Origin of the sequence: Anaerocolumna chitinilytica, assembly GCF_014218355.1 — a bacterium.
Classification (GTDB): domain Bacteria; phylum Bacillota; class Clostridia; order Lachnospirales; family Lachnospiraceae; genus Anaerocolumna; species Anaerocolumna chitinilytica.
The window spans coordinates 2265699-2277923 of the sequence record NZ_AP023368.1 but is presented as its reverse complement, the minus strand read 5'-3'; the positions used below and the strand labels follow the sequence as shown (position 1 = coordinate 2277923).

Genomic DNA, 12225 nt, shown 5'->3' with positions numbered 1-12225 from the left:
CTTTATTTATGAAAATGTACCGTGAAATTACATTTATCTCCTCTTGTATACGAACGAGAATATTCTATAACATTTTCGCTTTCATCATATGTAATACAAGAAAATAGAAATACGGTCTGATCTTTCGTAATATCAAGAAGTCTCGCATCCGCCTGTGTCAAACTTACCAAATCAAGAGTCTGCCATGCCCTTACCGGATTTATCCCATAAAATTTATAGATTTCAAACATACTGAATACGGAAGGGTCTATTCCTTCCATTTTCGGCACAAGATTATATGGGACAAAAATCTCCTGCAAGGCGATTGCTTCTCCATTAGCATAATCCAGGCGTTTTATATAATACAAATCGTCTTCTTCGTTGATTTTGAACATCTCGGCATATTTACTTCCGGCTTTACGTTGGCCTCTTTGTAAGATTTTCGTCTTTGGCTGCAGATTTTTATCATACATGGTTTGTGAAAAACCGCCTAAGACTTCTAAGTCACGCTCAATTGGTGCAAGGACATAAACACCCTTTCCCTGTACCCGCTTTAACAGACCTTCATTTACCAATTCATCAATTGCATTGCGCACAGTAAGCCTATTAATTCCATACATATCTGCCAATGCATTCTCGGATGGAATTGCTGTACCAGGAAGATATTCTCCCTCTTCAATTTTATTTCTTACAACTTCCCTTAGCTGTAAGTAAATGGATGACTGATAATCTATTTCTGCTGACTTTTTCAACGTAAATCTCCTTCCGTTCTACCAAGCTCCCCGATATTCCAGCGTAATACTGGAATTGGAGGCTCCCATTTTCATACATTCTTCTATGGTTTTTTCTTCTAATATACCTTTTAAAAATCCTGCTATATAGCTATCTCCGGCTCCCATTGTATCTACCACATTACATGGAATGATTCCAAACCGGACAAATTCAGTTCCATCATATACAATGCTTCCACGCTCTCCTAATGTTGCAATTACAAGCTCGGGACCCTTTTTGTAAATCTCAATCATTTTTTCTCTCAGCTCTTCTGTCTCTGAGTCATCTGTCGCAAAAAACAAATAATTCACATGTGGTATTGCTATTAATGATGCTTCATCATCTGGCCTTGTTGCAGCATCAAAAGCAACTTTTACACCCCGTTTGCGAATTTCTGCTAAATTATGTTCCACATTTCCCCATAGTCCCGATACAACCAAGTCCTGACTGCAAAGAAAATCGATATCTTCCTGTGTTAATTTAAAATCGGCAAGAACGCCTTCCTCATAGTCTCCAAAGACACGGTCTCCGTCCTTTAGCTCCACATGGGTAATTGCTGTAGTTCCTTCCAGAAAATGAATGTGGGATGTATCAACACCTTTTGCCCCAATCGCATCCTTCATTCGTTTTCCATATACGTCCGTTCCGACTGCACCCGTATAGGAAGCCTCACCACCAAGCCTTACAAAATATACCGCAACGTTTACTGGATTTCCACCTGGATAAGCGTCACCCAAACCGTCATATACATCCATACAATTATCCCCAACCGCTGCTATCTTCATCGCAAGTCCTCCTTCAATCACCCGCTTAGAGCCGCTTTAATTCGCTGGCAAAGCAGACATACTCTGAGCGGGTAATAGATTTAAAATATTCAAATATCTTACCATTTTCATCAACCGCAACACCCGTCTGATAAATAACCGGAGCACCTTCATTAATCTCAAGATAATGTGCTTCTTTTTCATCACAATAAGCAATGCTTAATTTTTCTTTTCCCCCCGTAATATCCAAGCCATATACTTTTACAAGTATCTGATACAGCGAAGAAGTCTCTGTTATATATTTGTCTATTTCTGGAAAACGTTCATAATCCAGATATGAAGTTTCATACATCACCGGAACCTCTTCTAAAAAACGGACACGTATCACCTGTAAAAGCTTATGTCCTAATGGCAGTTCCATTTTTCTTCCTAATTCTTTTGTTGTCTCACAAAGCTCAGAACTGATTATTTTACTTAAAACAATCCGGTCTTCTTTCCTTGCCGTCTCATAAAAACCTTCCACATCCTGGAGATTTTTCATAAGCTTCTTTCTTGATACAAAGGTGCCGGAACCATTCTTGTTGTAGATTTTTCCTTCCGAAATCAACTGCTTGATGGCACTTCGAAGGGTGGTACGGTTGAATTCCCACATCATACACATATTTCGTTCCGAAGGTAATTTATCATTTGGTTTTAATTTGTTTTCAATAATATAACTTTCTATTTTTTCCATCGCATCTTCGCGTGGTCTTTGATTGTCCATACTCATGGCAGATATTCCTTTTCTTCTTAATTGATTAACTTTGTCCTAGTTAAATCTTAAGTCATCTGCCAGCAAGTGTCAATCACACCTTATAACAAAAGTTATCTTATGCCTTATTCTGTTCTTTTTTATTTCTGCTTTCCCAGAAATAATATACCGGTAGTCCTGTTGCAACTGCAATGACAGCACAGGTAATTCCTGCTGTGGGAGCCCACATAAAGGTTGACCAGATTAAGGTTCCTGTCATAAGCATAGCGACTGCTACCATCAATAATCTGGCCGGCATTCTGTAGGTAGGCTTATAATTTAGTTTGTTACGGAGTACAAGTACCGTACCAAATGTCAGGAAGTTCTTTAACAGTGCAACTAATGTAAAATATCCCAAAAGGTCTGAAAGAGAAGTTGCAAATATCAGAATAATTGCAACAGCACACTGTACAATAATTGAAAAATATGGTGTTTCATATTTGGGATGTACCTTAGCAAAAGATTTAAAGAATAATCCATCTTTTGCCATTGCGTATTCGATTCTTGGCTGGAACATAATACAGCTGGATAGAGAACCGATAACAACAATAACTGCCATAATTGCGACAACCGTACCAGCATATCCACCAATTAAAGGTATCTTTGAAGCAAGTAAAGCAATTGGAGCATCTGATGTAGCAAGTTCATTAACAGATAAAAGACCTGATGCTGTTAAAGTTAAACCTACATATAATGCAAGGACTATAAATGCTGTTAAAATCAATCCTTTTGGAATGTTTTTTTCCGGTTTTTTGATTTCACCTGACATATAGCATGCAGCACTCATACCATCAAAAGACCAGGTTGTTGCAGAAACCCCTGCTAAAAGAGCTGTAATTCCAGTAGCTGCAATTCCAGTAAGTGGTGCTGCAGAAAGGAACAAATCTCCTTTAATAAAGAAAATACCAATTCCAATAATCAAAACGAAAGGTATTATCTTCAGCGCTGTTATGATTGTCTGGAACTTACTTCCGCCCTCTACCGAACGCAGATGAAGCATCATGAAAATCAATACAAATCCAACTGCAACAATTCTCAAAACAATTCCATGAACCGGTATGAAGAATGCAAGATAGTTTGCAATTGCCAGTGCCATGATAGAAATTGACGGCGGATCGGTTGCCCAAAAGCTAATCCACCCACATAGAAAGGCAAGTGGACGAGAACCAGCTTCTCTGAAATATATATACTGTCCTCCATCCTCCGGAAATGCACTTGCAAGCTCTGCATAGCAGAAGTTTGCTGGAATCTGAACAATTCCTCCAATTAAAAATGCTAATACCAAAAACAGGCTGCTTCCTGCTGCACCCGCAACGGATCCCAAAGACGAAAAGATTCCTGATCCAACGGTTGTTCCAACACCTAGCGCAATGACTGCACCCAAGCCAAGTTTACGCTTTAATTCTGTTTGATTGTGTTGATTTGACATGCTTTTATCTCCTTTTTATTTTTTTCAGGCTTACAGTGCCCACCCTTTTTATCAACATCACGCATGATTGCATGTTGTTTCTTTACTCCCCGATTACCTGTACCAACACTGTTCGCTGTGCTGGTCCATCAAATTCACAAAAATAGATATCCTGTGCATCTCCTTTTAAGACATCCCCATCACTGATTACAAAATGACAATGGTTACCCGTTAGATGTGCCTTTAAATGTCCGGTGGGATTACCCGCCGTAGAGCCGTAGTCCGGAAGCATTCTGGCATGCGCATATGGTAAATGTTCCGGAACAAGGCGTGTCAAAAACTCTTCGATGTCACTTTCCAGACATTCCAGTGATTCGTTGACGGTAATTCCGGTTGTTGTATGTTTTGTAATTACATGAACCATTCCATTCTTTATGTTGCTTTCGCGTACAAGCCCCATTACCTGTTCCGTTATTAAAATAAACTGATTATATTCGGTTGTTAAAAGCTTAATCTGCTTTAATTGAACCATCTGCTTACACCTCCTTTTACCGCCCATTCAAAAATTCCAGTGCATTCCCACCTTTTATAAGCTCCAGTGTGCTGTCCCTGAATCCAAGTTTTGTGATTGCATCTGCCATGCGTATCTGCTCAAATCGTGGATTGTTGCTTCCAAACATAACCTGATGGCGAAGACTTCGATCAATCCATGTTATCGGAATATCTTGGTGAAATACCCGTTCATAAAACTCATAGGCATTATCAAAATATAAAAGTCCGGTATCCGCATATACATTAGGATATTTCAACATTAACATGGCAGTTTCCTGTACCCATGGCCATCCAAAATGCGCCAGGCAAATCCTTAAATTCGGATGATTTGCCGCCAGTTCTTCAAACTCTGTCGGTCTTGCATACTTTGTATACGTATTTGGTTCAATCGATAAGCCGCTGTGAAATATAATCGGTTTATTATATCGTTCACAAACTTCAATTAAAGGTCCCAGTATTGCATCACTGGGATAAAAATGCTGTCTGGACGGATGAAGTTTTAAACCACTCAGCTTAAGTTCGGTGAATGCGTACTCTAGTTTATCCGCTGACTTCTTATCATATGGATCTGCCCCTGCAAACCCAATAAATTTATCTGGTGCCAAATCCAAGAGCCTTCGGATTTCTTCGTTTGTGACAACAGCTCGTCCTACCTCAGTGGAATAATCCTCCGGCAAAAGACAGAGACGATCTAAGGAAGCGCACTTCATCTGATTGAATATATGTGCCAGCGGCGCAGTTCCGTTTTTATGAATATTAAGCACTTCATGTCGCATTTCTTCTACTCCGGCATCCTCATTGATTGGCTCAAAAAAAGCCGGATGGACATGCATATCAATAAACATCTTTTTACCTCTTTTCTTATTTTAATATCCTGCATCCCTCATATAGGTACGAACCTGATCAATGGCTCTTCTTGCATAAAGTCTTGGCTCATTGATATAACCCGTCACAAGTTCCAGCGTCACAGTTCCATCATATCCGGCATAGTTTAATTCTTTGAATAATTCCGGAAGTGGTATTGATCCTTCTCCTGGCACAATATGGCTATCCGTTCCCTGTTCACCATCAATAACGTGCATGTGGTACATTTTCTTTCCCAATTTTTCTAAATATGCCATGATGCTCTCATGTTGTACAAAGGGTGGTACGAGGTCACACATTCCAACAAGATAGGGTGAATCAATACGCTTAAATAATTCCAGTAAATCATTTGCACTTTTAAATGCATTCGTCTCATAAGGAGTTAATGTTTCTACTACCAGTTTCACTTTTGTCTTTTCTGCATGTTCCGTCAGTTCTCGAATCGTTTTAACCATCCTGTTCCATATCTCTTCATAGCTGGCAAGGTATCCTGCGTGTGCAGGAGAAATCAGCATATAATCGGAATTCATTTCTTTTGCCATATCCAGACAGAGTTTCAGATAATCAACTGCATCCTGTCTCTGGTGTTCACTTCCAATCATAAAGTTATAGGGATAGGCATTGTGCTCTGGTGTATAGCCAAGAACCGGCATCTGATACTTCTCTACCAGACGTTTCACTTCGTTAATTTCACCAGCTTTCAAATCCGGTGCATAAGCATGAGGCCGTCCTCCCCATAGTTCGATAAAGTCATACTCAAACCGTTTTGCATCTTCAAAACAATGTTCCAACGGATTTCTCTGATATCCGGATGTAAACATACCAAGTTTCATTTAAAGTTCTCCCTTCTCCTCTTTTATTGTCAAAATCTTATTTTATTTACATCACCCACGGTTCAAAAACAGAAACGATATCCGCCGCCAATTTTGCTCCGGTATCAAGACAACTTTCGATATCCTGCCCTGTTAAGATCCCGTATAGAAATCCTGCAATAAAACTATCACCAGCACCTACTGTATTTACAATCTTTGCCTTATATATTTTCCCATCAAAAAAGTGTTTTCCATCATATGCCAGACTACCTTTTTCTCCAAAGGTAACAACTGCCACCTTCATTCCACGGTCTACTTTATCTTTTAGAAAATTTTCAATAAAAGAATCTCTTTCGGAAGAATTATTTTCATTATGATAGGAATAGAATCCATAGTCTACAAATGGAAGGGTGCTTTCAACCAGTTCATGAGTAAGTCTGTCCGCATAGTCAAAGCTGATCAGCACATTCTTATTCAGCTCCTTTATTTTTGGAAGTGTATCCTCCGCCTTTCCCCAAAGAGCAGAATGAACCAGTGTGTGCTCTGCAGCAAAACGGATGTCTTCCTCATCAAATATCATAGTTTCCAAAACACCCTCAATATAGTCTCCATGCACTCGGTCCAGACCATTCATATCCATATAGGTAATCGCCGTTGCACCTTCTGCAGTCTTAAAATGACTCAGTTCCAGATGTTCCTTCAAAAGTGCTTCTTTCATCCAGTTTCCATTCTCATCCGAACCAGTTGTACTAATAATTGAAACTGGAATACCCAAGCGCTGTAAATTCACACCAGTATCCACGATATTACCAGTCGGATATTTTTTCCCAATTTTTTCATAAACATCAATACAATTATCTCCGATTGCTGCTACCTTCATGCCTTCCTCCACATATACATCTCAGTTGTTTTGTTATACCAATTCAGTAAATAAAATAAAGACCTTTTGTGTGAATCAAATATATACTTTTCTTTTTTTTAACATATTTTGTTACTTTTTCATATTACAAAACATCTTTTAATATCACTCTCAACGATGGTAACCTCTTACCCAAATATAGTATTCCCCAGCGTCGCATCCATGGGAAGCATTGCTATGATTTGTTTTTATGTCTGGAAAATCTCTTCCATCAAAAGACTTTAAGCATCTTTCCTCCTTCTATATCTACATATGTTTGCTTGTTTATTGTACCACTTATGATATCATCTGTTTTTTATTAAGTCAACAACTTTTCTATATATTATACCACATTTTATTTTAATTTGTATAATATGCACAATTATGCGCTTTTTAATTAGCACATATAACGAATTTATAGCTTAAAATGCTTTTACAATTGAATCAACAACTTTGTTGTGTTATCATCATGAAATAATCGGTATATTTATCTACCGTACTTATATATAATCATTCAACCAAAATGGAGGTATTTTATGAAAGCAGATATTGTATTACAATCCAATGCTATTTTCACTGGTTTAAGCAAGCACCCAATCAGCGGATGCATTGCAATGAAAGGAAACACGATTCTTGCTGTTAACAAAACCGATGGTTCTGAATACATTGACTGTCATACAAAGGTATTAGATTTAGGAGATCGGCTAGTATGTCCTGGTTTTACTGATGTCCATTGTTTCTTCACCGGTTATCTGCTAAGCATTGCCGGAATTGATTTAGAGCAATGCGAAACAGAAGCTGAGTTGTTAGAAACTTTAAATACATACAAATCGAAGCTTAGTGAAGGTGCTACGATTCTTGGAAGAGGCGTGAATCCTAATTTTTCCACTCTAAGCAGCGATTTTTTGGATAAAACCTTTGGTATGGTACCTGTTATCCTGTTTCATAAAGATAGTGAAAGTTGTTTTATGAATACGGCAGCTATCAATACCTATCAATTCACGCCAGAGAGCTGTTACTCAGAGAGTTATTGGAGACTGCTAAAATATGTACTTAGCGATACTAAATTTTCCGTACCTGCCTTTATAAACTATCTAAAATTTATGAACTCCAGAGGTATAACCTCTATAAAAGAAATGGGATTTGATGATTTTTGGGGATTCACAGAGATATTGGATCAATTAGAAAAAAACAAAGAGCTTACCGTTCGTGTCAGTTTTATGAGTCAACCCGTAGGCGCGCCTATGAACTTAGCTTACGGACGTAATATGCGTGAGAAATTTACTGGAGATTATGTACATTTTTCCGGATACAACCAGATGACGGATGGTTCTATCAGTCAGTTAGAAGGAGAAATGAAAGAACCATATCTTTGTAAGGATACCTTTTGTGTTAAAGAAATTGATTGGGATATATTAGAGCAAGACACCCTTGCTGCTGATAACGAAGGCTTTCGTTTTTCCCTGCATGCACAAGGAGACCGTGCCATTGAGAAAGTTATTGATATCTATGAAAAATGCCATAAAAATGCAGATGGAACTCTAAAAAACCGTCATGCCATTACCGATTTAGAATGCACTGATCCAAAGGATTTAGAACGTATGGGGCAGCTTGGAATTATTGCAGAAATATACCCACAGATTATGTCCCTTGCAAATCGCAAGGATAAACTTTCTATGATTCAGGATAAAATCGGATTAGATCGTGGAAAAAATTACTGGAACCGCAGAAAAATGGCAGATAGTAACATCACCATTTCCTGTGGCACAGATTTACCCCTTTTGTTTGATGATATACCAGAATCTGTCTACCATACCGTAGGTGCCAGATTTCCTGAAGGCGGGGAGCCGTATAATGCCGAGAACACGCTACTTTTACATGAACTATTGAGAGCATGGAGCTTTGGTGGTCAATATAATCTAGGCTTCGAAAACCGCCTTGGCACGCTTGAAGCCGGTAAACTCGCAGATATCACAGTACTTAGCCATAATTTGTTTACAACGCCGCTTGAAGAAATCCGCGAAGCAAAGGTCTGCCTTACGTTGGTAGATGGCAACATCGTATATAACAATTTGTAACAGATTTCCATAAAGTGGTACAGTGTCCTCTATGCTCTTATGATATACCAGAAACAGTTTGGATAAAACTACACTTGTATCAATAATCTTTAATAAGGATGGATTGTTCGTATTCTTTTTCCAATAAGCATTTGCTTCAAATAGTTTTCCCATCTTTAAATACTCTTAAAGATAACTCATCAAACGCTGATAACATACTCAATCAGATAAATATAGAAATACCTATAAAGAAAAAACAGGAATGGCTACTTACCATTCCTGTTTGTTTAAATTATGATTTTTTATATTCTTATTTACCGAGTGTCTCTTTGGGTCCCTGAGCCGGTGTCAGCGTAACAATATCAGTTTTGAAAAGATTTCCGTCATCCGTAACATAACCATAATCATCGGTTTCCGAACTAAAAAGTTTATTTTCACCAGTCGAATTTTCATAGAGTTCACTCTTTGCTGAGAGACCAGTATCCGGATCAATAAATTCAATCAGCTGCATATCGGCCTGAGTAGTGTCGTTGATATAAGATTGATAGCTCCTTAGAATCTTATTCAATGTCTTTCCCTCTGAAGTTGTTTCAGTACCGATTGAAGTCCAGGCATCACTATTCAGATATTCCTTATCTGAAGCAAAATTGTCGAGGTTCATTTCTAACTTTTCAAATACAGCCGGCTGATCAGCTTTCTTCATTATTGTACCGCTTAAAGGCTCTCCATTGTTATCTCGTTGGATGATAACCAGGTCATTACCGCCATTGGTCAAATATGTGCTCTGAAATTTTATAAGTTGACCATCTGATGAGTATTCATGAATATCAGATCTATTCTCCTTCGTTTCAGGGTTATACCAACGCTCATATGTCACGTTCTGGCTACCATCCGCCCTTGTGTAGACTCCTTTACTGTACTGGATCGTACCTTGTGTTATTACCTTCGTATCTGACATCGCCTGTGTGTTGGGTACCGTGACTACGCTGTCTTTTGATACGACATCATTTAAAGTTGACGCATATACCGCTGTCATTCCCAATCCGCCGATAACAAGAGCCGCAGCCATCGCAATCCCTGCCATTTTCACTTTGTTTCCAGTTTTTCTAATCATATTAAAATAACCTCCATTTTTTATTGTATGTTGTCCAAAGCAACCTTACAGATACATAATAAAAAATCGTTATTTCAGAAGTATCGATATGTTGTAAAATAGTTGTATTATTTAAAAAATCTGATTTTAACTGTGGTGCCTTCACAAAGCTTACTCTCAACATCAATCTGCCCCTCATGCAAACGAACGATTTCGGCACAGATTGCAAGACCTAGCCCAAATCCATGATTCGCCTTGGATTGGATACTGTCTACAACAAAAAATGGTTCAAATATCCTTGAGATATTTTCCGAAGAAATCCCGACTCCATGGTCTTGGATATCCAATACATAACCCATATCTTTTATAACAGAGCCTCTTAAGACAATTTGACCGCCAATATCCGAGGCTTTAATAGCGTTGTCCAACAAATTGGAACATAGCAGTTTAAACAAATCTCTCTCCAGCAACATTGTATAGGATTCTGCTTTCACCAATAACGTAATTTGTTTATTTTCCAGTTGCGGTTTCAATGCAGCCTCTAATTCACCGCATATAACAGCAATATCCATATATTCCATCTCCGGCTTTTTATTTCCAATGAGAATTAAATCCATCAATTTAAAGGAAAGGCTCTCCAATCTCTTTCCTTCTGAATAGATATAAGTCAGCGCCTTGAAGAATGTCTCTTCATTGTATTTAGCTGTTCGAAGTAAGTCGGCATAACCAATAATAGAAGTGAGCGGCGTCTTGAGTTCATGGGTTAAATAGTTGATAAACAGCTGACGGCTTTTTACCGTTTCCTCCAATTCAGCCACTTTGCTCTCTACTGCTTCAGCCATCTGATTGAAATTCTCTGCAAGGATGCCAATCTCGTCACTTGAAGAAATTGGGACCCGCTGTGAATAACCCCCTCCGGCAATAGCCCTTGCCGATTCATTAAGTGATCTGATTGATCTTGTCAGATACCAAATTAATAAATACAAACCACCCGCTAGTATAATGGTAATGACAATATTTATTTTAAAGAACAGGCTGACTTGTGAGTTTTTATCTTGGTAAGTCTTGGAGATATCACGAATGTATATGAGTTTAAAAGCCTTTGCACCCAGTGATAAATTACCACTTATAAATAAATATGTTCTTCCTTCCACGTCACGGATGATGTATTTTCTGTCATCACTTTCCGACAAGTTAAGTTCTTGCCGATTTTTGTCATTCTTCCCTGGGAAACTGGTGAAGACGGTCTTGTCATGATTGTCTAATATTTCGAGAAAAACCTCATTGCTATTAAAAAAGCGCGTATATTTGTCTGCGTTATTTTCTAAAAAATCTTGAGCATTACTGGTCAATTGAATTTGTCCGTTCAAGGTACTGAGATAAGTCCAATCAGTCCGAACCTGCGATTGAATGATCATCTGTTCAGAAAGTCCACGTTCGATTACCGCACTTAAATTGCTGTTGAAATTATGCTCAATCAGATAAAAAGAAGAAGTGTTAAATAAAACTTCAAATAATAAAAATGTGCCAAGGAAAACTTTTTGCCAGAGCTTCATGCTTTGTCCTCCAGCCGATACCCATATTTGTAAACGGTTTTAATCTGCTCTTCCCAGCCCAGTTTCTTGCGGATTTTCTGAATGTGAATATCCACCGTACGTGTTTCACCTAAGTAATCATAGCTCCAGACTAATTCCAGTATTTTTTCTCTGGAGAGCGCTTTGTTACGATGCTTTATCAAAAGGAGCATTAGCTCATATTCCTTCATAGTCAACTCAACAAGTGTGCCATCTTTTCGTACTGAACGTTCTTCCGTATTGATTTCCAGATTCTCAAAACGAGTTACCTCCGGGGCTCTGGTATTTCGGCGAAGTACGACTTCTATTCTTGCCAGCAGCTCCAGTGCTTCAAAGGGTTTGACAATATAATCATCAGCACCCATTTTCAATCCCTTTAGCTTATCTGACAGACTGTTTCTAGCTGTAAGGAAAATTACCGGCAGCGCTTTCTCCATCAGTAGTTCCATAAGTTCAAAACCTTCCATATCTGGCAGCGATATATCCAGAAGCACAAGTTGAGGATTGAATCCTGTAAGCACTTCCTGTGCTTCTTTACCGGAATACGCCTGCTGGCCTTTATATCCTGCTAATTCAAGATTCCAAAGAATTAAATCTGAAATGGCTTTATCATCTTCTATAATAAGAATATTATCCATAGTCATCACCTCCATAGGTGAATTA

General features: G+C 38.4%; 12 protein-coding genes. 1 reads left to right on the top strand and 11 read right to left on the bottom strand.

All coding sequences use genetic code 11. The annotated features are described in order from the left end of the window. Nucleotides 1–2: 2 nt before the first annotated feature. From bsdcttw_RS09885 to frlD (bsdcttw_RS09850), 8 genes are all read right to left on the bottom strand, one after another. On the bottom strand, nt 3–731 hold the full coding sequence (locus bsdcttw_RS09885) for a GntR family transcriptional regulator (protein ID WP_185259206.1): 729 nt from the start codon (nt 729–731) through the stop codon (nt 3–5). 18 nt (nt 732–749) lie between these two features. Continuing rightward, entirely contained in the window at nt 750–1535 is a 786-nt protein-coding gene (gene frlD / locus bsdcttw_RS09880) for a fructoselysine 6-kinase (protein WP_185259205.1), read from the bottom strand. Nucleotides 1536–1560: 25 nt separating this feature from the next. Then, nucleotides 1561–2283: a GntR family transcriptional regulator gene (locus tag bsdcttw_RS09875; RefSeq protein WP_185259204.1), complete on the bottom strand. Its 723-nt coding sequence runs from the start codon at nt 2281–2283 to the stop codon at nt 1561–1563. 100 nt (nt 2284–2383) lie between these two features. Next, nucleotides 2384–3733, bottom strand: coding sequence for an amino acid permease (locus bsdcttw_RS09870; protein WP_185259203.1), 1350 nt, complete (start codon nt 3731–3733; stop codon nt 2384–2386). 82 nt (nt 3734–3815) lie between these two features. After that, nucleotides 3816–4244 (bottom strand): secondary thiamine-phosphate synthase enzyme YjbQ, encoded by a 429-nt coding sequence (locus tag bsdcttw_RS09865; RefSeq protein WP_185259202.1) that lies wholly within the window; start codon nt 4242–4244, stop codon nt 3816–3818. Nucleotides 4245–4260: 16 nt separating this feature from the next. Then, complete coding sequence (locus bsdcttw_RS09860; protein ID WP_185259201.1) at nt 4261–5109, bottom strand: amidohydrolase family protein; 849 nt, start codon at nt 5107–5109, stop codon at nt 4261–4263. Between the two features lie 21 nt (nt 5110–5130). Then, nucleotides 5131–5961: a fructoselysine 3-epimerase gene (gene frlC / locus bsdcttw_RS09855; RefSeq protein WP_185259200.1), complete on the bottom strand. Its 831-nt coding sequence runs from the start codon at nt 5959–5961 to the stop codon at nt 5131–5133. 46 nt (nt 5962–6007) lie between these two features. Further along, complete coding sequence (gene frlD / locus bsdcttw_RS09850) at nt 6008–6820, bottom strand: fructoselysine 6-kinase (protein WP_185259199.1); 813 nt, start codon at nt 6818–6820, stop codon at nt 6008–6010. A gap of 554 nt (nt 6821–7374) precedes the next feature. Here frlD (bsdcttw_RS09850) and bsdcttw_RS09845 point away from each other — a divergent pair. Further along, complete coding sequence (locus tag bsdcttw_RS09845; RefSeq protein ID WP_185259198.1) at nt 7375–8916, top strand: amidohydrolase; 1542 nt, start codon at nt 7375–7377, stop codon at nt 8914–8916. A gap of 289 nt (nt 8917–9205) precedes the next feature. Here bsdcttw_RS09845 and bsdcttw_RS09840 read toward each other — a convergent pair whose 3' ends face one another. The 3 genes from bsdcttw_RS09840 to bsdcttw_RS09830 all read right to left on the bottom strand — a co-directional run bounded on the left by bsdcttw_RS09840 (nt 9206) and on the right by bsdcttw_RS09830 (nt 12200). Next, nucleotides 9206–10009 carry a hypothetical protein gene (locus bsdcttw_RS09840; protein ID WP_185259197.1) on the bottom strand — a complete coding sequence of 268 codons (804 nt, stop codon included), beginning with the start codon at nt 10007–10009 and terminating at the stop codon, nt 9206–9208. 107 nt (nt 10010–10116) lie between these two features. Next, nucleotides 10117–11544, bottom strand: coding sequence for a sensor histidine kinase (locus tag bsdcttw_RS09835; RefSeq protein WP_185259196.1), 1428 nt, complete (start codon nt 11542–11544; stop codon nt 10117–10119). Further along, the gene (locus bsdcttw_RS09830) at nt 11541–12200 is read right to left on the bottom strand and encodes a response regulator transcription factor (protein ID WP_185259195.1); all 660 of its coding nucleotides are present in this window, start codon (nt 12198–12200) and stop codon (nt 11541–11543) included. The genes bsdcttw_RS09835 and bsdcttw_RS09830 overlap by 4 nt, the downstream gene beginning before the upstream one ends. Between the last annotated feature and the right edge of the window lie 25 nt (nt 12201–12225).